At 71.7% G+C, this 19838-nt stretch carries 15 protein-coding genes; 5 read left to right on the forward strand and 10 right to left on the reverse strand.

The genetic code is table 11. From position 1 onward, the window contains the following. Positions 1-137 precede the first annotated feature (137 nt). Positions 138-2237 carry a serine/threonine-protein kinase gene (locus AB0P41_RS26705; protein ID WP_365934568.1) on the reverse strand — a complete coding sequence of 700 codons (2100 nt, stop codon included), beginning with the start codon at positions 2235-2237 and terminating at the stop codon, positions 138-140. A gap of 456 nt (positions 2238-2693) precedes the next feature. After that, entirely contained in the window at positions 2694-4400 is a 1707-nt protein-coding gene (locus tag AB0P41_RS26710; protein WP_356714236.1) for a glycerol-3-phosphate dehydrogenase/oxidase, read from the reverse strand. A 255-nt stretch (positions 4401-4655) separates the two neighbouring features. Between AB0P41_RS26710 and AB0P41_RS26715 the strand changes: the two genes are divergently transcribed. After that, positions 4656-5918 (forward strand): nucleotide sugar dehydrogenase, encoded by a 1263-nt coding sequence (locus AB0P41_RS26715; protein WP_356714235.1) that lies wholly within the window; start codon positions 4656-4658, stop codon positions 5916-5918. Positions 5919-6039: 121 nt separating this feature from the next. Next, positions 6040-6645, forward strand: coding sequence for a hypothetical protein (locus AB0P41_RS26720; RefSeq protein WP_356714234.1), 606 nt, complete (start codon positions 6040-6042; stop codon positions 6643-6645). Positions 6646-6716: 71 nt separating this feature from the next. On the opposite strand, the gene AB0P41_RS26725 is transcribed toward AB0P41_RS26720, so the two are convergent. The 4 genes from AB0P41_RS26725 to AB0P41_RS26740 all read right to left on the reverse strand — a co-directional run bounded on the left by AB0P41_RS26725 (position 6717) and on the right by AB0P41_RS26740 (position 11266). Beyond that, complete coding sequence (locus AB0P41_RS26725; RefSeq protein ID WP_365934571.1) at positions 6717-7841, reverse strand: GuaB3 family IMP dehydrogenase-related protein; 1125 nt, start codon at positions 7839-7841, stop codon at positions 6717-6719. 264 nt (positions 7842-8105) lie between these two features. Continuing rightward, positions 8106-9608 carry an IMP dehydrogenase gene (gene guaB / locus AB0P41_RS26730; RefSeq protein WP_356714232.1) on the reverse strand — a complete coding sequence of 501 codons (1503 nt, stop codon included), beginning with the start codon at positions 9606-9608 and terminating at the stop codon, positions 8106-8108. A 135-nt stretch (positions 9609-9743) separates the two neighbouring features. Beyond that, a complete protein-coding gene (locus AB0P41_RS26735) occupies positions 9744-10319 on the reverse strand; it encodes a sigma-70 family RNA polymerase sigma factor (protein ID WP_030123887.1) in 576 nt (191 codons plus the stop codon). Positions 10320-10654: 335 nt separating this feature from the next. Then, a complete protein-coding gene (locus AB0P41_RS26740) occupies positions 10655-11266 on the reverse strand; it encodes a response regulator transcription factor (protein WP_003948568.1) in 612 nt (203 codons plus the stop codon). Between the two features lie 423 nt (positions 11267-11689). On the opposite strand from AB0P41_RS26740, the gene AB0P41_RS26745 reads away from it, so the two are divergent. After that, positions 11690-12019 (forward strand): WhiB family transcriptional regulator, encoded by a 330-nt coding sequence (locus tag AB0P41_RS26745; RefSeq protein ID WP_356714231.1) that lies wholly within the window; start codon positions 11690-11692, stop codon positions 12017-12019. Positions 12020-12116: 97 nt separating this feature from the next. Here the strand turns inward: AB0P41_RS26745 and AB0P41_RS26750 are convergent, their stop codons facing one another. Continuing rightward, positions 12117-13007 carry a LysR family transcriptional regulator gene (locus tag AB0P41_RS26750; RefSeq protein WP_365934573.1) on the reverse strand — a complete coding sequence of 297 codons (891 nt, stop codon included), beginning with the start codon at positions 13005-13007 and terminating at the stop codon, positions 12117-12119. A gap of 82 nt (positions 13008-13089) precedes the next feature. On the opposite strand from AB0P41_RS26750, the gene AB0P41_RS26755 reads away from it, so the two are divergent. After that, a complete protein-coding gene (locus AB0P41_RS26755) occupies positions 13090-13770 on the forward strand; it encodes an MOSC domain-containing protein (RefSeq protein WP_365934575.1) in 681 nt (226 codons plus the stop codon). On the opposite strand, the gene AB0P41_RS26760 is transcribed toward AB0P41_RS26755, so the two are convergent. Together AB0P41_RS26760 and AB0P41_RS26765 are read right to left on the reverse strand one after the other, a co-directional pair. Next, positions 13765-16254: an FtsX-like permease family protein gene (locus tag AB0P41_RS26760; protein ID WP_365934678.1), complete on the reverse strand. Its 2490-nt coding sequence runs from the start codon at positions 16252-16254 to the stop codon at positions 13765-13767. The two genes, AB0P41_RS26755 and AB0P41_RS26760, sit on opposite strands and share 6 nt — an antisense overlap. Beyond that, complete coding sequence (locus tag AB0P41_RS26765; protein ID WP_365934577.1) at positions 16254-17111, reverse strand: ABC transporter ATP-binding protein; 858 nt, start codon at positions 17109-17111, stop codon at positions 16254-16256. Before AB0P41_RS26765 ends, AB0P41_RS26760 begins: the two co-directional genes overlap by 1 nt. A 194-nt stretch (positions 17112-17305) precedes the next feature. Here AB0P41_RS26765 and AB0P41_RS26770 point away from each other — a divergent pair, with 194 nt between their 5' ends. Beyond that, entirely contained in the window at positions 17306-18079 is a 774-nt protein-coding gene (locus AB0P41_RS26770; protein ID WP_356714227.1) for an SDR family oxidoreductase, read from the forward strand. Positions 18080-18155: 76 nt separating this feature from the next. On the opposite strand, the gene groL is transcribed toward AB0P41_RS26770, so the two are convergent. Beyond that, a complete protein-coding gene (groL, locus tag AB0P41_RS26775) occupies positions 18156-19781 on the reverse strand; it encodes a chaperonin GroEL (protein WP_356714226.1) in 1626 nt (541 codons plus the stop codon). Between the last annotated feature and the right edge of the window lie 57 nt (positions 19782-19838).

The raw sequence follows: 19838 nt of genomic DNA on the forward strand, positions 1-19838 counted from the left end.
ACTTGCTGTGCAATTGACCCTTCATTCCGGCTGCGTACGGTCTTCGGCCTCTCACAATACGTGGCAAGTCGAGGGCGCGCGGCCGTGTCACGGCAACCCGGCCGCCCGGGCCGTCGCCCGGGCGGCCAGTCGGTCGGTCAGTCGGTCGGCTCGAACGTGGCGAACGCCGTCTCGCGCAGCGTCCGGCACTCGTCGTCGTCCCAGGTGTCCGCCTTGCAGCTGATCATGATCGAGTAGCCGTGGGTGGCGTCGACCTTGAAGCCCCGGTTGAGGACCCTGATCCGCATGCCCTGCTGGTCACGTGAGAACTCCCAGTCGGCGACCGTCGGGTAGCCGTTGTAGTCGACCTTCTTTATCCCGATGTGCTTGTAGCCGTTGCTGAGGCTCTTGGTCGCCGCGACCGCCCCGGCCCAGGCGGCCGCCGCGTCGTCCTTCGGGGAGGAGTTGTAGTCGATCTGGACGCGGGGGAAACCACCGTCGGCGTTGTAGATGGCGCCGGAGTTCTGTCCCGCTATCTTGTCGAACTTGAAGTTCCCCGGCATCGCCATGGAGAAGTGGAACTGCTCGTTGGTGACCGTCTTGAAGCCGGCCGGCAGCGCGTCCGGGTCCGGGGTCTGCTCGCCGGTCTCCGGCGAGGGTGAGGGTGAGGCGTCGCCGGTCGCCTCGCCCTTGTCCTGACCCTGGCCTTCCTTACCGCCGTCCTGCCCGTTGTCGTCGCCCTTGCCCGAGCCTCCGCCGGAGCCGGCCTCGGTGTCGCCACCGCCCGCCGCACCGGCGGACGCGGCGGTGTCGCCCTTGGAGCCGCCGCCTTCGTTGCCCGCGTCGTCCTCACCGAGGGTGAGCGCCAGCACCGTACCGAGGACGGCGAGCACGACGACGCCGGCGATGACCGCCAGCGTGCGGCGCGGCACGACATCGGTGATCGACGCACGGGGCACGGCCGGACGCCCGGAGACCGAGGCCGTGGCGGCCGCGCCCGGAGCGTGCGAGGGCGCCGGGGGAACGGCGGTGCCGGCCGCCGGGGACTTCGCGTTGCGCACGGACCGCAAGGCGCCGCGCAGCCGGTCCCGCGCACCCTCGGCGATCCCGGAGACACCGACCGGAGTGGTCGCGGAGGAGGAAGAGGGGGTGGACGGGGAGCCGGAAACCTGGCTCGCGGGGGCCGGTCCGCCGGCGTCCGGTCTCCCGGAGCCGGTGGAGGTCCCGGGTCCTCCGACCCCGACTGCGGGGGTGGACACGGCGGCGGCAGCAGCGGCGGCGGCAGCGGCGGCCTTCTTGCCGCCGCCCTTGGAGTCGCTCCTGGCACTCTTGTCGCTCTTGGTGTCGCTGATCGTGGGCAGCGCCATGACCTGGGTGGAGTCCGCCGGCGGCACGACGGGCTCTTCCGGAGCGTTGATCACCGCGTTGAGCAGGACGCGCGCCCCCGCGTCGTCCAGGCGCTCGTCGGGGTCCCTGGCGAGGAGGCCGTAGATGACCTCCTCCAGCTTGCCCGCGTTCGCCGGCGGCTCGACCGGTTCCGTCATCACCGCCGTCAGCGTGGCGATCGCCGAGCCCTTGTCGTACGGCGGGCGGCCTTCGACGCTCGCGTACAGCAGCCCGCCCAGCGACCACAGGTCGGCGGGCGGCCCCGGCTTGTGGCCACGGGCCCGCTCGGGCGAGATGTAGGAAGGGGCGCCGACGAGCATGCCCGTGGAGGTGACCGAGGGGTCGCCCTCGACCTGCGCGATCCCGAAGTCGGTCAGGACGACCCGCCCGTCCTCCGAGATCAGCACGTTGGACGGCTTTACGTCGCGGTGCAGGATGCCCTCGCGGTGCGCCGAGCGCAGCACGTCGAGGATGGCGAGTCCGACCTCCGCCGCGCGCCTCGGCGTCAGCGTCCCGTCCTCACGGATCACCTCGGCGAGGGACTTGCCCTCGATGAGTTCCATGACGATCCACGGCCGGTCGTCCTCGTCGACCACGTCGTAGACCGTCACGGCACTGGTGTTGCGGATCCTCGCGATCGCCTTCGCCTCACGCAGGGTCCGCGTGATGAGACGCCGCTTCTCGTCGTCGTCGATCGACGACGGGAACCGCAGTTCCTTGACCGCGACCGTACGCCCCAACGTCTCGTCGGCAGCACGCCAGACCGTGCCCATGCCGCCCCGGCCGAGCACCTCCCCGAGCCGGTACCGCCCCGCGAGGAGACGTCCGTCCTTGTCCCCTTGGGGCTCCCGCGCCTGCTCCGCCTCCGACATGCGTCCCCTCTGCGATCAACCCGCCCTGGCAGAGCGTTCATTGTCCCTCACCCCGGGACCGGTCATGGCCCCGGGTCCGGGGCGGCCCTGGTGGGGCCGGAGGGAGAAAACCCTGCCATGCCGACATACAGGGCACCGCTCACCGCCCCGTCGGCGCTGACTCCGCCCGCCCTCGGAACCGCGAGCCTGCCAAGCGAACCACACCTCACGACCGCATCGTCCTCCCTCCCCCGGTCCGCCGTCGAGAGCGGCGCCCTCGCGTCCGCGCTTCGCACTCCCGCAACACCCCCCGGAGTCAGGGGAAATGCGACTCCGAGGCCCGCGACATCCGTCGCGGGCCCTGCCCCCGCGACGGGACCGGCCGGCCGGCGCCAGGACCGCGGGCCTGCCCGCCACGGACCGGCCTGACCACGCCGGGCCCCGGACGGGGGTCCCGACGCAGTTTCTGAGACCTCCTCAGCGAGGCACGATGTCCGGCGCCCCCAGCCGTGCCGCGTCCGCCGTCAGGTCGTCGGGCTGCCGCTGGGACTCCCGCTCCGCCTCCACACGCTTGCGGTAGTGCTCCACCTCCCGCTCGACCTGGTCCGTGTCCCAGCCCAGCACAGGTGCCATCAGATCCGCGCACTCGCGGGCGCAGCGGGTGCCCCGGTCGAAGGTCTCGATGGAGATACGGGTGCGCCGCGTCAGGACGTCGTCGAGGTGCCGGGCACCCTCGTGCGAGGCGGCGTAGACGACCTCGGCCCGCAGGTAGTCCTCGGCACCGGCCAGCGGCTCACCCAGCGAGGAGTCGCCCTTCACGAGCTCCAGGAGCTCCTCGGTCATCGAGCCGTACCGGTTGAGCAGGTGCTCGACCCGGACGACGTGCAGTCCTGTACGGGCGGCCATCCTGGCGCGGGCGTTCCACAGGGCGCGGTACCCCTCGGCGCCCAGCAGCGGGATGTCCTCCGTGACGCACTCCGCCACCCGCTGGTCCAGCGCGTGCACGGCCTCGTCGACGGCGTCCTTCGCCATCACCCGGTACGTCGTGTACTTGCCGCCCGCGACGACGACGAGCCCGGGCGCCGGGTGTGCCACCGTGTGTTCGCGCGAGAGCTTGCTCGTGGCGTCCGACTCGCCGGCCAGCAGGGGCCGGAGTCCCGCGTAGACCCCCTCGACGTCGTCCCTGCCCAGCGGGGTGTTCAGCACGGAGTTCACGTGTTCGAGGAGATAGTCGATGTCGGCGCTGGAGGCGGCCGGATGGGCCTTGTCCAGGTCCCAGTCGGTGTCGGTCGTGCCGATGATCCAGTGCCGTCCCCATGGGATCACGAAGAGCACCGACTTCTCGGTGCGCAGGATGAGTCCGGTCGAGGAGTGGATGCGGTCCTTGGGCACCACGAGGTGGATGCCCTTGGACGCCCGGACGTGGAACTGACCGCGCTCGCCGATCAGCGCCTGGGTGTCGTCCGTCCACACCCCGGTGGCGTTGACCACCTGCTTGGCCCTGATCTCGTACTCCTCGCCACCCTCGACGTCCTGCACCCGCGCGCCGACGACCCGCTCCCCCTCGCGGAGGAAGCCGGTCACGCGCGCCCTGTTCGCCACGTGCGCGCCGTAACCCGCGGCTGTGCGCACCAGGGTCGCCACATAGCGCGCGTCGTCCATCTGGGCGTCGTAGTACTGGAGGGCGCCGACCAGGGCGTCCTTCCTGAGTGCGGGGGCGACCCGGAGGGCGTGGCGCCGGGAGAGGTGCCGGTGCACGGGCAGCCCGCGGCCGTGGCCGGAGGAGACCGACATCGCGTCGTACAACGCGACGCCCGAGCCGGCGTAGAGCCGCTCCCAGCCCTTGTGCTGCAACGGATAGAGGAAGGGGACGGGCTTCACCAGGTGCGGCGCCAGCCGCTCCAGCAGCAGCCCGCGCTCCTTCAGCGCCTCCCGTACGAGCGCGAAGTCCAGCATCTCCAGATAGCGCAGACCGCCGTGGATCAGCTTGCTCGACCTGCTCGATGTGCCGGACGCCCAGTCGCGCGCCTCGACCAGTCCGGTCGAAAGGCCTCTGGTGGCGGCGTCCAGCACGGTCCCGGCGCCGACCACGCCCGCTCCCACGACCAGCACGTCCAGTTCGCGCTCGGCCATCGCGGTCAGCGCTTCGGCGCGCTCCGCGGGTCCCAGTGTCGCTGTCCTCACTGCTGCCTCCCGGTAATCCCGGTGCATCGGGGGTCGTACGGCACGTGAGCGGATACCGGCCGGAGGGCCGGGCGCCCGTGCCCACCCCTCGATTCTGTCCGCGGTCCACGACTTCAGCCACCGCCTGTGGACAACACCCGCCCCACACGAGCCACAGAATGCGACATATAGGTCATATTTACGCCTAGTCTGACATAGCGCTGTCCCCAGCGGTTGCGCTTTCTGTCTCTTGGCCTTAGGGAAAGGACGGCCCACATGCCCGCAGACCTCGCCGTCATCGGACTCGGTCACCTCGGCCTGCCCCTCGCCCAGGCAGCCGTAGGCGTGGGAATCCACACCGTCGGCTACGACACCGACCCACGCCCCTTCGCCGAACTCTCCGCGGGCCGTACTCCGGTCGAGGGATCCCTCAGCGCGTCGGACATCCGGCGGATGGTCGCGGGCGGCTTCCGGCCCACCGCCGACCCGGCCGAGCTGGGCCGGGTCCGCACCGCCGCGATCTGCGCCCCCACCCCCCTCGGGCCCGACCGCGCCCTCGACCTGCGCGCCGTCACGGACGCCGCCCGGGCGCTCGCCGCCCGGCTGCGGCCGCACACCACCGTCCTGGTGGAGTCGGCCGTGCCGCCCGGCACCACCGAGAACGTCGTACGTCCCCTGCTGGAGGAGGGATCCGGGCTGCGCGCCGGACGGGACTTCCACCTCGCCCACTCCCCCGGCCGTCTCGACCCCGGCAACCGCACCCACGTCTACGGCAACACCCCGAAGGTCATCGGTGGCCTCACCCCCGCCTGCACCGAATCGGCCGCCGCCTTCTACGGGCGGCTCACCGACAAGGTCGTCCGGGCCCGCGGCCCGCGCGAGGCGGAGATGACGAAGGTCCTCGAAACCAACTTCCGGCACGTCAACATCGCGCTGGTCAACGAGATGGCGGTGCTCTGCCACGATCTCGGTGTCGACCTCTGGGACGTCATCAGGTGCGCCGAGACCAAGCCGTTCGGCTTCGAGCCGTTCCGCCCCGGGCCGGGTGTCGGCGGCCACGGCGTCCCCGTGGACCCCGGCTACTTCCCGTACAACAGCCGTACGCCCGGCCACCCGCTGCGCATGGTCTCGCTCGCCAAGGAGATCAACGACCGGATGCCGAGCTATGTGATCCAGCGCTGCGCGACCCTCCTGAACGAGCACGGCAAGTCCGTCCGGGGGGCCCGGGTCCTGCTGCTGGGGATCACCTACAAGCCGGACCTCGCCGACCAGGAGGCCGCGCCCGCCCGGGAGATCGCGACCCGGCTGATGGACATGGGCGCCCAGATCGGCTACCACGACCCGCACGTCCTGGACTGGCGGGTGCGCGACCTGCCCGTCCCCCGCGCCGACTCGCTCTACGAGGCCGCCGCCGGGGCCGATCTGACGGTGCTTCTCCAGCACCACCGCACGTACGACCTCCAGGGCCTCGCCGTGAAGGCCCAACTCCTCCTGGACACCCGGGGAGCGACCCCGGCGGGAGCCGCGCACCGGCTGTAGGGAGCGTCGTCGAGGCCAGTTCCCCCAAGGATTCCGGTGGGCTATGTCGGCCCGGACTGCTAGCCTGCGGCGTCACTTCTCGCACAGTCGTGCGCGTAACGTCCCAGGGGGAAGATCCACCATGAGCCAGCCCGTGCAGCCGCCGAACCCGCCGCAGCAGCCCTACGGCGGCCAGCCGGCCGACGGCAACCCGTACGCGGGCCAGCAGCCCGGCAACCCCTACGGCCAGCAGCCGCCGGCGCCGACGGGCAACCCCTTCGCGGGCCAGCAGGGCCAGCAGCCGGGCCAGTTCGCCGGAGGTCCCTTCCCGCCCGCCCCGCAGGCCGCACGCGACAACATCGGCCTCGGTGTGCTGGCAGCCCTGGGCGCCGCGATCGTGGCGGCCATCCTCTACGGGGTTCTGGCCGGGTCCATCGAGCGTGAGGTCGGCTACGCGGCCATCGGCGTCGGCTTCCTGGTCGGCTTCGCCGCGAGCAAGGCCGGCGGCGCCAATCCGGCCGTCCTCGGCGCGAGTGCCGTCTTCTCCCTGGTCGCCGTCTTCCTCGGCCAGCTCATCGGCATGTCGATGATCCTCGCGGACGGTCTGGGCGTCGGCTTCTCCGAGGTGTTCTTCGACCACTTCGGCGATGTCCTGGACATCTGGAAGGAGGAGGCCGACTTCATGACGTACCTCTTCCTCCTCCTGGGCCCGGTGGCCGCCTTCGGTGGCGCCAAGCGCGCCGGCTGACGCCCTCGCACCACGCACGACGGCCCGGACCATTTCCCTGGTCCGGGCCGTCGTGCGTGGTGCGTGGGGGATCAGCGGCGGTGCTGCGAGTCCGCCACCGTCACCTCGACGCGCTGGAACTCCTTGAGGTCGCTGTAACCCGTGGTGGCCATCGCCCGGCGCAGCGCGCCGAAGATGTTCATCGAGCCGTCGGGGTTGTGCGAGGGGCCGGTGAGGACCTCCTCCGTCGTGCCGACGGAGCCCAGGTCGACCAGCTTGCCGCGCGGCACGTCCTCGTGGACGGCCTCCATGCCCCAGTGCCGGCCGCGGCCGGGCGCGTCTGTGGCGCGGGCCAGCGGGGAGCCCATCATCACGGCGTCCGCGCCGCAGGCGACGGCCTTGGGGATGTCGCCGGACCAGCCGACGCCACCGTCCGCGATGACGTGGACGTACCGGCCGCCGGACTCGTCCATGTAGTCACGGCGGGCCCCGGCCACATCGGCGACCGCGGTCGCCATCGGGACCTGGATGCCGAAGACGTTGCGCGTGGTGTGCGCCGCGCCGCCGCCGAAGCCGACGAGGACACCGGCCGCGCCGGTGCGCATCAGGTGCAGGGCGGCGGTGTACGTGGCGCAGCCGCCGACGATGACCGGGACGTCCAGCTCGTAGATGAACTGCTTCAGGTTGAGCGGCTCGGCGGCACCGGAGACGTGCTCGGCGGAGACCGTCGTACCACGAATGACGAAGATGTCCACACCCGCGTCGACCACGGCCTTGGAGAACTGCGCGGTGCGCTGCGGCGAGAGCGCGGCGGCGGTGACGACACCGGAGTCGCGCACCTCCTTGATGCGCTGCCCGATCAGCTCCTCCTGGATGGGGGCGGAGTAGATCTCCTGGAGCCGCGGGGTGGCGGTCTCGACGGGCATCTCGGCGATCTCGTCGAGGAGCGCCTGGGGGTCCTCGTGCCGGGTCCACAGCCCCTCGAGGTTGAGGACACCGAGGCCACCCAGCTCACCGATGCGGATGGCGGTCTGCGGGGAGACCACCGAGTCCATGGGGGCGGCCAGGAAGGGCAGCTCGAAACGGTAGGCGTCGATCTGCCAGGCGATCGAGACCTCCTTCGGGTCCCGGGTGCGGCGGCTCGGTACGACAGCGATGTCGTCGAATGCGTAAGCCCGGCGGCCGCGCTTGCCGCGCCCGATCTCGATCTCAGTCACGATGTGTGGCCTTTCCCTCTACGTCTGCGCTGACCAGTATCCCCGACACATGGGTGAACCCGACCGCGACATGGGGGGCGGATGAAGGAGCGGGGCTGGGTGCGTGCAGCTGCAAGGCGGAGGAGGGAGGCAACGCGGAGCGTTGTTGACCGACGACAACGCCGCAGATGTGCGTGACCGGCCCCGCGACGCCGCCCCCCGTGTCGCGGTCGGGCTAAGGGCGGTCCCGGGAACCCCGGACCGCCCCTCACCTGCGCCGATGTGTTACTTCCTGCTGTAGTTCGGTGCCTCGACCGTCATCTGGATGTCGTGCGGGTGGCTCTCCTTGAGACCCGCCGAGGTGATCCGGACGAAGCGGCCCTTGCTCTCCATCTCGTCGACCGAGGCCGCGCCCACGTACCCCATCGTCTGGCGGAGACCGCCGACGAGCTGGTGCAGCACGTTGGCCAGCGGGCCGCGGTAGGGCACCTGGCCCTCGATGCCCTCGGGGACGAGCTTGTCGTCCGAGGACACCTCGGCCTGGAAGTAGCGGTCCTTCGAGTACGAACGGCCCTGTCCACGGGACTGCATCGCACCCAGCGAACCCATGCCGCGGTACGACTTGAACTGCTTGCCGTTGATGAACATCAGCTCACCCGGGGACTCCTCGCAGCCCGCGAGCAGCGAACCGAGCATCACCGTGTCCGCGCCGGCCACCAGCGCCTTGCCGATGTCGCCGGAGTACTGCAGGCCGCCGTCGCCGATGACCGGGACGCCCGCCGCGCGGGCGGCCAGCGCGGCCTCGTAGATCGCCGTGACCTGCGGGACCCCGATGCCGGCGACCACACGGGTCGTACAGATCGAACCGGGACCGACGCCGACCTTGACGCCGTCCACGCCGGCGTCGATCAGGGCCTGGGCGCCGTCGCGGGTGGCGACGTTGCCGCCGATCACGTCGACGTCCACGGCCGACTTGATCTTCGCCATCCAGTTGAGGGCGTTGCTGTTGTGGCCGTGCGAGGTGTCGACGATCAGGAAGTCGACCCCGGCGGACGCGAGCGCCTGCGCGCGGTCCAGCGCCTCGGGGCTGGCGCCGACGGCCGCGCCGACCAGCAGACGGCCTTCGGCGTCCTTGGCGGCGTTCGGGTACTGCTCGGCCTTCTTGAAGTCCTTGACGGTGATGAGGCCCTTGAGGATGCCGGCCTCGTCGACCAGTGGCAGCTTCTCGATCTTGTGGCGGCGCAGCAGCTCCATGGCCTCCACGCCGGAGATGCCGACCTTGCCCGTGACCAGCGGCATCGGCGTCATGACCTCGCGCACCTGACGCGAACGGTCCGACTCGAAGGCCATGTCACGGTTGGTCACGATGCCGAGGAGCTTGCCCGCGGGGTCGGTGACCGGCACTCCGCTGATGCGGAACTTCGCGCAGAGCGCGTCGGCCTCGCCGAGCGTGGCGTCGGGGTGCACGGTGATCGGGTCGGTCACCATGCCGGACTCGGACCGCTTCACCAGGTCGACCTGGTTGACCTGGTCCTCGACCGAGAGGTTGCGGTGCAGGACACCGACACCGCCCTGCCGGGCCATGGCGATGGCCATCCGGGCCTCGGTCACCTTGTCCATCGCGGCGGAGAGCAGCGGGATGTTCACGCGTACGTTCCGCGAGATGAGCGACGAGGTGTCGACCGCGTTGGGCAGCACGTCAGATGCGCCCGGCAGCAGCAGCACGTCGTCGTATGTCAGCCCGAGCGTCGCGAATTTCTCGGGCACTCCGTCGACGTTTGCAGTCATGACACCTTCCCCAAATGGCCTTGATCGGTGCGGATGTCCATGCTAACGGCCCAACGGGGTGTCTCATTCCACGAGCAAGATCACCTGGCGGTTCTGTGGCTTCCTCCACATCACGGAAGCCCCGGCGAACCGGTCCTACTGGCCCGCGAGGGCCCGCAGTCTGCTCAGCGCGCGGTGCTGGGCGACGCGGACGGCGCCCGGGGACATCCCGAGCATCTGCCCGGTCTCCTCCGCGGTCAGACCGACCGCGACCCGGAGGACCAGCAGCTCGCGCTGGTTCTCCGGCAGATTGGCGAGAAGCTTCTTGGCCCAGGCCGCGTCGCTGCTGAGCAGCGCCCGCTCCTCGGGGCCGAGCGAGTCGTCGGGCCGCTCCGGCATCTCGTCGGAGGGCACCGCCGTCGATCCGGGGTGCCGCATCGCGGCGCGCTGGAGGTCGGCGACCTTGTGGCCCGCGATGGCGAAGACGAACGCCTCGAAGGGCCTGCCGGTGTCCTTGTAGCGCGGCAGCGCCATCAGGACCGCGACGCAGACCTCCTGCGCGAGGTCCTCCACGAAGTGACGGGCATCACCGGGCAGCCGGTTGAGCCGTGACCTGCAGTAGCGCAGAGCGAGGGGGTGCACGTGGGCCAGCAGGTCGTGGGTGGCCTGCGCGTCCCCGTCGACGGCACGGTGCACCAGAGCACCGATCACCGTCGTCCCGTCCTCGCGCATCGGACCATGGTGCCTTGGTGCCGTCCGTTCCGATGCATCGCGTCCCGAGTTGTGCACCGAAGCGTTATCAGCGGGTGCGCCGGTATGTGTGTCGTCGGCGTCGTGAGCGAGTGCTCCAGCGTTCTGAGCGGGTGCGCCGGATGTCATGGCCTGCGCCCTCCCCTTCCGCTCGACCGAATGTTCCCCGAGGAACTCCACAACCCCAAGGATGCGGCATCGGCCAGGAAGCGTCACACAGCGCTGGTGGGGAGGGCCCGGCCGCAGGTCCGCCGCCACCGCCGCCCCGTCCGCCGGCGTGCGGACGGGATCGCACGGCTACCGGCCGCGCGGCGGCATCAGCGGACCAGGCCCCAGCGGAAGCCGAGCGCGACGGCGTGCGCACGGTCCGAGGCCCCGAGCTTCTTGAACAGACGTCGCGCGTGCGTCTTCACCGTGTCCTCGGAGAGGAACAGCTCCCGCCCGATCTCCGCGTTGGAACGCCCGTGGCTCATGCCTTCGAGCACCTGGATCTCCCGCGCGGTGAGGGTGGGCGCCGCCCCCATCTCGGCGGACCGCAGCCGGCGCGGGGCGAGCCGCCACGTCGGGTCCGCGAGCGCCTGGGTCACCGTCGCGCGCAGCTCGGCGCGTGAGGCGTCCTTGTGGAGATAGCCGCGGGCCCCGGCGGCGACCGCGAGCGCGACACCGTCCAGGTCCTCGGCGACGGTCAGCATGATGATCCTGGCCCCGGGGTCGGCCGAGAGCAGCCGCCGGACCGTCTCCACACCCCCCAGGCCGGGCATGCGTACGTCCATCAGAATCAAATCCGAACGGTCGGCCCCCCAGCGGCGGAGGACTTCCTCGCCGTTGGCCGCCGTCGTCACCCGCTCGACGCCGGGCACGGTCGCAACCGCGCGGCGGAGCGCTTCTCGGGCAAGCGGGGAGTCGTCGCAGACGAGGACGGATGTCATGACCGTCCTCCGCAGCTGATGCGCGTCACCTTGAGCCTCCAGGCTGATACAAGTCGTCACCTGTGCGGTTGACCCCCTCGGACATCTGCCCGAGCTCGTTCTCCGTCAACCGCCTCTCCCCCATCAACGACGGTCACTCGAAAGAGTTACGGGCCAAAGCATCCGGTTCGGCACTCTAAGTGAGGGCTCGCACACGGAGGAGAGCGACACGGGATCCTTCACCCGTCAACTGATCTCTCACCCCTCGACCTGCCCCATTTAGCGGGTTTTCTTCCCTTTTGCTGGCGTCTGAGGCTAGATTCGCAATCAGTCATATTTACATCTACTAACACCGTAGATGTACCGTCGGGACTCAGGTCACCGGCGAGCAACAACGGTCGAGGAAGCCGTTTCCGAACCAGCAAGGTTTCGAGGGGACACGCAATGGCAGATTTCTCCCGCCTTCCCGGACCCAATGCGGACCTGTGGGACTGGCAGCTGCTGGCCGCCTGCCGCGGGGTCGACAGTTCGCTCTTCTTCCACCCCGAAGGGGAACGCGGAGCAGCCCGGAGTGCCCGTGAGACCTCGGCGAAGGAGGTCTGCATGCGCTGCCCGGTGCGCGCCGAGTGCGCCGCGCACGCGCTCGCGGTACGAGAGCCCTACGGCGTATGGGGCGGTCTGACCGAGGACGAGCGCGAAGAGCTCATGGGCCGCGCCCGCAACCGTCTGATCTCCGCCCACTCAGGACCGGCCCCGGAGGCCGGCCAGACCTGACACCCCGCACGGCCCACCGAACGCAGAAACGTTTCCTCTCACACTGCCGCAGCACCTGCCGCAGCACCTCGCGCCGTGGTGCCGCGTGCCGGGCCCTTCAGCGTGCCGCCGCCAGGGACAGCTGGTCCAGGGTCGCCGCCACCGCGGGCACCCGGGCGAGGTCGGGCAGGGTGAGGGCGACGATCTCCCGCTCCACGGCGGGCTCGACCGCCACGGTGCGCGCCCCCTTGGAACGTACGGACTCGATGGCCAGCCGGGGCAGGACAGCGACCCCGAGACCCGCCCCGACGAGGCCGATCACCGCCGGGTAGTCATCCGTGGCGAAGTCGATCCGCGGGGTGAAGCCGGACTCCTCGCAGACCTCGACCAGCTGACGCCGGCAGCGCGGGCAGCCGGCGATCCACGACTCGTCGGCCAGCTCCCCGATGCCCACCGCGTCCGCGTCCGCCAGCCGGTGCCCCTCCGGGACCAGGCCGATCAGCCGGTCGCTGAGCAGCGGGCGCACGACCAGGTCATCCCACTCGCCGCCGGCCGTCCCGTAACGGAAGGCCAGCGCGATGTCGCAGTCCCCGTCGCGCAGCATCTCCACCGAGCGCGGCGGTTCGGCCTCCACGAGCGAGACCTGGGTACCGGGGTGCGCGGCGCGCAGCGCGGCCAGGGCACCGGGGACCAGGGTGGAGCTTCCGCTGGGGAAGGACACGAGCCGGACCCGGCCGGCCCGCAGCCCGGCGATCGCGGCGATCTCCTCCTCGGCGGCGGTCAGCCCCGCGAGGATGCCGGAGGCATGCCGCACCAGCGCCTCACCCGCCTGGGTGAGGCGCATCTCGCGCCCCGTACGGATCAGCAGCGGAGTCCCCGCCGAGCTCTCCAGGGCCTTCATCTGCTGGCTGACGGCGGGCTGGGTGCAGCCCAGCTCCCGCGCGGCGGCGGAGAAGGAGCCGGTGGTGGCCACGGCGCGCAGGACACGGAGATGACGGGCTTCGATCACCCCTCAACCATAAGCGACTCTTGCAGCTCCGGGCGATTAATCACGAGCGGCTTTGAGGACCGCCCCGTTAACCTGTCCGGTTATGAAGGTGCTCACCGTGAATCTCGGCCGTCCCACGCCCTCTCCCCACAGCGACGGAGCCGACGGGCTCACCGGGATCGGCAAGCAGCCGTCCGAGGGTCCCGTGCGGGTCGCCGACCCCGGCCCCAAGGGCAGCGGCGGCAGCGGCCTGGCCGGTGACGCGGTGTGTGACCTCAGGCACCACGGCGGGTCGGACCAGGCCGTGTACGCGTACGCCCGCGAGGAGCTCGACACCTGGGAGAAGGAGCTCGGCCGCCCCCTGCCCAACGGCGCGTTCGGCGAGAACCTCACGACCCTCGGGCTCACCGTGAGCCACGCGCGGATCGGGGAGCGCTGGCGGATCGGTGACGAGGTGATCCTGGAGGTGACGTCGGGCCGCATCCCGTGCCGCACGTTCGCGGGCCACCTGGGCGAGCGGGGCTGGGTGAAGCGGTTCACGCGCGAGGGGGCCACGGGCGCGTATCTCCGGGTGATCGAGCCGGGGACGATCCGTTCCGGTGACCCGGTCGAGGTGGTGCACGTCCCCGGCCACGAGATCACCACGGCCATGGAGTTCCGGGCGACGACCACGGAGCGGGAGCTGCTGCCGCGCTTGCTCGAAGCGGGGGACGCGCTGCACACGGAGGCCCTGCGCGCTGCACGGGCGTACGTGGCGAAGCGGAGCGCCGGCAGCGCGTCATGATCCCGCCTCCCGGTCGCGCAGTGCCGCGCGGGCCGGGAGGGTCACGGCGAGGAGGCCGAGCGTCACCGCGGCCGCGGCGAACGCGGCGTACAGCAGCGGGGGCACGTACGGGGACTCGCCCGTCACGCCGCGCATCATCGGCGTCAGCGTGATCATGGCGATCACCGTGCCCAGGGTCACGCCCGCCGCCGAGACCAGCAGGCTCTCCCAGCGCAGCATGCGCAGCACCTGGCGGCGGGTGGAGCCGACGAGGCGGAGCGTGGACAGTTCACGGCGGCGGTCCAGGACCGTCATCACCAGGGTGTTGACGGCGGCGACGGCTGCGAAGCCGCCCAGGACGGCGGCCATCATGTAGTTGGACCAGGCGCCGTACGCGTGGTCCAGGTCCTGCTCGACGGCGTAGCCCGAGGCGTCGGTGACCTCGCCGAGCGCGGCGAGCGACGCGGCGTCCCCGCCGTGTACGAGCAGGGTGCTGTCGAAGCCCGACGTGACGTGGCCGGCCAGGGACGCGCGGTCCATGGTCACCGCCGCGAGGCCCAGGCCCCTGCCGTAGACCGCGACGATCTCGGGGCGGTCCTCGGTGCCGTCCGGGAGGTGGAGCGGCAGCGTGTCGCCGACCTCGACCCCCGCCGAGGCGGCGAGGGTCCTGTCGATGGCGATCCGGCCCGCGCCCACGCGGTCCAGGCTGCCGCTGCGCACGTCCAGGTCCTGCACCAGGGCGAGCCGGTCGACGGAGCCCGAGACGCCCTGGGCCGCCGCCCCGAGCAACGACGTCTCGCCGACGGCGCGGACGGGCACCAGCACCTGCGTGTCGAGCAGGCTCACGGCCGCGTCGACTCCGGGGGCGCGGGCCGCCCGGTCGGCGGCGTCGGCGGGCAGGCCCGCCGGGTCGGTGACGACGTGGTCCGCCGTGATGCCGGCGCGGAGCTGGTCGGAGGCGACCTTGCTCTCGCTCGTGTGCATGAAGACGAGCGTCGAGGCGAAGGCCATGGCCAGCACGATCGGGGTGATCGCGGAGGCCAGCCGGCGGGAGTTGGTACGGGAGTTGGCGGCGGCCAGTGTCGCCGCGGCCCCGCCGCCGCGCACCAGCAGGCCGAAGAGCGCCGCGCACAGCCGGGCCACCAGCGGGCCGAGCAGGGCGAAGGCGAGCATGAAGAGCATGATGACGCCGAGGGAGGCGCCTGCCGCGTCGTCACCGGCGGAGGAGGCCGCGACACCGGCGAGTACCGCGCCACCGCCGAGGGCGGCCAGCCCGAGGACGGTCCGGACGACGCCCGGCCGCAGCCGTTCCACCGAGGCTTCGGCGAGTGCCTGTCCCGGTTTGATCCTGGCGGGCCTGCGCCCGGCAGCCCAGCCGGCGCCGAGCGCCGTGAGCAGCCCGGCCCCGACGGCGACGGCCAGCGGGATCCACGAGACGTGGAGTTCGACCGCGTCCGGGATGACCCCGCGGTCCTTCAGCTGCCCGAACCACCAGTGCGCGAGCCCGATCCCCGGCAGGAAGCCGGCCGGACCTGCGAGCGGTGCGACGAGGAGCGCCTCCGCGGCGACCGCGCGGCGGATCTGCCGCGGGGTGGCGCCGACCGCGCGCAGCAGTGCGAACTCGCGGGTGCGCTGGCCGACGGAGAGCGCGACCGTTCCGGCGGCGGTGAAGACGGCGACCAGTGTGGCGATCCCGCCGAAGGAGCCGCCGAGCCCGGTGAGCGTCTCCTTGGCGTACGCCAGACCTCGGTCCTCGACGCCACCTCGGGCGTCTCCGGTGAGCACCTGCGCGCCGGAGCCGGCGAGGGCCTGTGTGACGGCGGCGGCGAGGGCTGCTTCGTCGGCGGGGGATGCGCCGTCCTCGGGCAGTACGGCGATGGCGTCGACCTTGCCGGGGTGCCCGGCCAGCGTGGGTGCGTCGGCGTCGGTGAAATAGGCGGTGGCGTCGTCCGTCCCGGGCCCGGCCAGTCCGGAGACCCGGAAGTCCGCGCGGCCCGCGGCTGTTTCGAGCGTGATGGTGCCGCCCACACCGGTCTTCGCGCCCCGGGCGGCGGCGGCGTCGAGCACGACCTCGCCCGCACGGGGCGCGGTGCCCGCGGACAGCGCGGTGCCCGTGAAGGTGTGCGATCCCCAGCCGTGGCCGGTGAGCGCCGCACCGCCCTGCCGCACCGGGAAGGTGGAGTCCGGCACCGCGGCCCCGGCGCCCGGCGCCCGGGCGGCCTTCGCCACGAGACCCGCGTCGACGCGGGCCTTGTCCGGCAGCGGGTAGGCGGATTCCTCGGGGCCGTCGACGGTGTCGGAGACGACCCGGGCGGACTGGTCGGCCGCCGCGACGACCGGTGCCTTCGCGTACCGCTGCGCGGGCACCGAGGCGCGGATGCCTGTCTCCAGCAGGGTTCCGCAGGCCGAGACGATCAGCGCCGCCATCATCAGCGCGACGTACGTGCCCGCGAACGACGCGGGTTTGAAGCGGACGGCCGCGCGGGCGAGTCCGGTGGGGCGCATCATGCGGCGGCCCCCGCCATCGCGCCCGTGCGGGCGGTGAGCGTCGCCATCCGCGCGGCGATCTGCTCCGCCGAACCGCGCTCCAGGCCGCCGGCGAAGGTGCCGTCGGCGAGGAACAGCACCTGGTCGGCCCACGCGGCCGCGGCCGGGTCGTGGGTGACCATGACGACGGTGGCGCCATGGGCGTACCCCCCGCCCGCCTGCGGCCCGGAGCCGGTGGGAGTGTCCACCGCGTGCCGGAGCAGGCCGAGGACCTCGGCGGCGGTGCCGGTGTCGAGGGCTCCGGTCGGTTCGTCGGCGAAGATCACGTCAGGCCCTGTGACCAGGGCGCGGGCGACGGCCACCCGCTGCTGCTGGCCGCCGGAGAGCTCGCCGGGCCGGCGCCGCGCCTTGTCGGCGAGCCCGACCCGAGCGAGCACCTCGGCCGCCCGGCGGCGGTCCTGGCGCTGCCCGGCGAGTCGCAGGGGCAGCAGGACGTTCTGCTCCACGGTCAGTGACGGCAGCAGGTTGAACGCCTGGAAGACGAAGCCGAGGCGGCTGCGGCGGAGTTCGGTGAGCCGGTTCTCGCTCATACCGGTGATCTCGGTGCCACCGAGGTACACGGATCCGGCCGACGGCTGGTCGAGCCCGGCGGCACATTGCAGGAAGGTGGACTTCCCTGACCCGGACGGTCCCATGACCGCGGTGAACGTGCCGCGTGGAAGGGCGAGGTCGACCCCCGCGAGCGCGTGCACGGCTTCGGGGCCGCGTCCGTACCGCCTGCGGACCCCGCGCAGTTCGACGGCGAGACCGGGTGTGGCGGCCGGGGCCTCCGGCCGGTCGTCCGCCTTCTGCCGTGTGCCGCTGCGTAGCCTCATGTTCCGCCCTTTCGCGATGTTCTCCGTACCGACGGGGTGGAACGTACGAGGGCGGCACCGCACCGGGCGTCATACCCGGGGGCCGACATGGGGTGCTACCTCGGTAGGGGGGTGGCCCTGCCCGGACGAGGAGCGGCCCCACCTGGAAGAAGCCGGGTCCACCGCCCGTGCGGGAGGCGGCTAACGTGCCGCCTATGACGACTGCACTGATTACGGGCGCGACGGCGGGGATCGGGGCCGCCTTCGCGCGGCGGCTCGCGGGTGACGGGCACAATCTGGTGCTGGTGGCCCGTGACACGGAACGGCTGCGGGCCCAGGCCACGGAGCTCCACGACGGGCACGGCATCGAGGCCGAGGTGCTGACCGCCGATCTGTCCACGGACAGCGGGATCGAGGCGGTCGCGGCGCGGCTGACGGACCGGGTGAGCCCTGTCGACCTGCTGGTCAACAACGCGGGCTTCGGCAACAAGGGCCGCTACCTGGATGTCCCGGTGGCCGACGAGCTGACGATGCTGAAGGTCCACTGCGAGGCGGTGCTGCGGCTGACCTCGGCCGCCGCCGGCTCGATGCGGGAGCGCGGTCGCGGCGGGGTGGTCAACGTGGCCTCCGTCGCGGCGTTCCTGCCGCGCGGGACGTACGGGGCGTCGAAGGCCTGGGTCGTCCAGTTCACCCAGGGCGCGGCGAAGGACCTGGCGGGTTCGGGGGTGCGGCTGATGGCGCTGTGCCCGGGCTTCGTACGGACCGAGTTCCACGAGCGTGCCGGGATGGGGACGGGCAACATCCCGGACTGGATGTGGCTCGACGCGGACAAGCTGGTGGCCGCGGCCCTGGAGGACCTGGCCCGGGGCAGGTCGGTGTCGATCCCGGACCCGCGCTACAAGGCGCTGATGGGTCTGGTGAAGCTGACGCCCCGCAGTCTCCTCGGCGGGGTCACCTCCCGCGCGGGCCGGAGTTACGGACCTCAGTAGGCGAGCACGGAGAACGCACCGAGGCCCGGTGCCCCCGCGACGGGGGTACCGGGCCTCGCTGTCCTGCGGAGCCGTACTAGTGGCTGTGGCCGTGGCCGCCGTGACCGGCGTCGGCCTCTTCCTCGGCCGGCTTCTCGACGACCAGGGTCTCGGTCGTGAGCAGCAGCGACGCGATGGACGCGGCGTTCTCCAGGGCGGAGCGGGTGACCTTGACCGGGTCGATGACGCCGGCCTTCACCAGGTCGCCGTACTCGCCGGTCGCGGCGTTGAAGCCCTGACCCTTGTCGAGCTCGGAGACCTTCGAGGTGATGACGTAGCCCTCGAGGCCCGCGTTCTCCGCGATCCAGCGGAGCGGCTCGACGGCGGCGCGGCGCACGACCGCGACACCCGTGGCCTCGTCGCCGGTCTTGCCGAGGTTGCCCTCGAGGACCTTGACGGCGTGGACCAGAGCGGAGCCACCACCGGAGACGATGCCCTCCTCGACCGCGGCGCGGGTCGCGGAGATGGCGTCCTCCAGACGGTGCTTCTTCTCCTTGAGCTCCACCTCGGTGGCCGCACCGACGCGGATCACGCACACGCCGCCGGCCAGCTTCGCGAGGCGCTCCTGGAGCTTCTCGCGGTCCCAGTCGGAGTCCGTGGACTCGATCTCGGCCTTGATCTGGTTGACGCGGCCCTTGACGTCGTCGGAGTTGCCCCCGCCGTCGACGATGGTCGTGTCGTCCTTGGAGACGGTGACGCGGCGGGCGGTGCCCAGCACGTCCAGACCGGCCTGGTCGAGCTTGAGGCCGACCTCCTCGGCGATGACGGTCGCACCGGTGAGGGTGGCGATGTCGCCGAGCATGGCCTTGCGGCGGTCACCGAAGCCCGGGGCCTTCACCGCGACGGCGTTGAAGGTGCCACGGATCTTGTTGACGACGAGGGTGGAGAGCGCCTCGCCCTCGACGTCCTCGGCGATGATCAGGAGCGGCTTGGAGGCGCCGGCCTGGATGACCTTCTCCAGCAGCGGGAGCAGCTCCTGGATGGAGCCGATCTTGCCCTGGTGGATCAGGATGTACGGGTCGTCGAGGACGGCCTCCATACGCTCCTGGTCGGTCACCATGTACGGGGACAGGTAGCCCTTGTCGAAGGCCATGCCCTCGGTGAACTCGAGGTCCAGACCGAAGGTGTTGGACTCCTCGACGGTGATGACACCGTCCTTGCCGACCTTGTCCATCGCGTCCGCGATGAGCTCGCCGACCTGCGGGTCCTGCGCGGAGAGCGCGGCCACGGCGGCGATGTCGGCCTTGTCGTCGATCGGGCGGGCGGTCGCGAGGAGGTCCTCGGACACGGCCTTCACGGCGGCGTCGATGCCCTTCTTCAGGGCGGCCGGGGACGCGCCCGCGGCGACGTTGCGGAGGCCTTCGCGGACGAGGGCCTGGGCGAGCACGGTGGCGGTGGTGGTGCCGTCACCCGCTACGTCGTTGGTCTTGGTCGCCACCTCCTTCACCAGCTGGGCACCGAGGTTCTCGTACGGGTCGTCGAGCTCGACCTCGCGCGCGATGGTGACACCGTCGTTGGTGATGGTGGGGGCGCCGAACTTCTTGTCGATGACGACGTTGCGGCCCTTCGGACCGATCGTCACCTTCACCGTGTCGGCAAGCTTGTTGACGCCGCGCTCAAGGGCGCGACGGGCGTCCTCGTCGAACTTCAGGATCTTCGCCATGGGCTGATCTTCCCTCTCAAACGAACTGCGCCCCTCGCCACCCGGCTAGTTATCTCG

This window comes from Streptomyces sp. NPDC079167, from assembly GCF_040686735.1.
Taxonomy (GTDB): domain Bacteria; phylum Actinomycetota; class Actinomycetes; order Streptomycetales; family Streptomycetaceae; genus Streptomyces.

Excerpts from the sequence above, each read along its gene's own strand:
- guaB (WP_356714232.1), bottom strand. The coding sequence starts at position 9,608 with ATGACTGCAAACGTCGACGGAGTGCCCGAGAAATTCGCGACGCTCGGG.
- AB0P41_RS26770 (WP_356714227.1), top strand. The coding sequence starts at position 17,306 with ATGACGACTGCACTGATTACGGGCGCGACGGCGGGGATCGGGGCCGCC.
- groL (WP_356714226.1), bottom strand. The coding sequence starts at position 19,781 with ATGGCGAAGATCCTGAAGTTCGACGAGGACGCCCGTCGCGCCCTTGAG.
- AB0P41_RS26705 (WP_365934568.1), bottom strand. The coding sequence starts at position 2,237 with ATGTCGGAGGCGGAGCAGGCGCGGGAGCCCCAAGGGGACAAGGACGGA.
- AB0P41_RS26740 (WP_003948568.1), bottom strand. The coding sequence starts at position 11,266 with ATGACATCCGTCCTCGTCTGCGACGACTCCCCGCTTGCCCGAGAAGCG.
- AB0P41_RS26745 (WP_356714231.1), top strand. The coding sequence starts at position 11,690 with ATGGCAGATTTCTCCCGCCTTCCCGGACCCAATGCGGACCTGTGGGAC.
- AB0P41_RS26715 (WP_356714235.1), top strand. The coding sequence starts at position 4,656 with ATGCCCGCAGACCTCGCCGTCATCGGACTCGGTCACCTCGGCCTGCCC.
- AB0P41_RS26760 (WP_365934678.1), bottom strand. The coding sequence starts at position 16,254 with ATGCGCCCCACCGGACTCGCCCGCGCGGCCGTCCGCTTCAAACCCGCG.
- AB0P41_RS26720 (WP_356714234.1), top strand. The coding sequence starts at position 6,040 with ATGAGCCAGCCCGTGCAGCCGCCGAACCCGCCGCAGCAGCCCTACGGC.
- AB0P41_RS26735 (WP_030123887.1), bottom strand. The coding sequence starts at position 10,319 with ATGCGCGAGGACGGGACGACGGTGATCGGTGCTCTGGTGCACCGTGCC.
- AB0P41_RS26765 (WP_365934577.1), bottom strand. The coding sequence starts at position 17,111 with ATGAGGCTACGCAGCGGCACACGGCAGAAGGCGGACGACCGGCCGGAG.
- AB0P41_RS26755 (WP_365934575.1), top strand. The coding sequence starts at position 13,090 with ATGAAGGTGCTCACCGTGAATCTCGGCCGTCCCACGCCCTCTCCCCAC.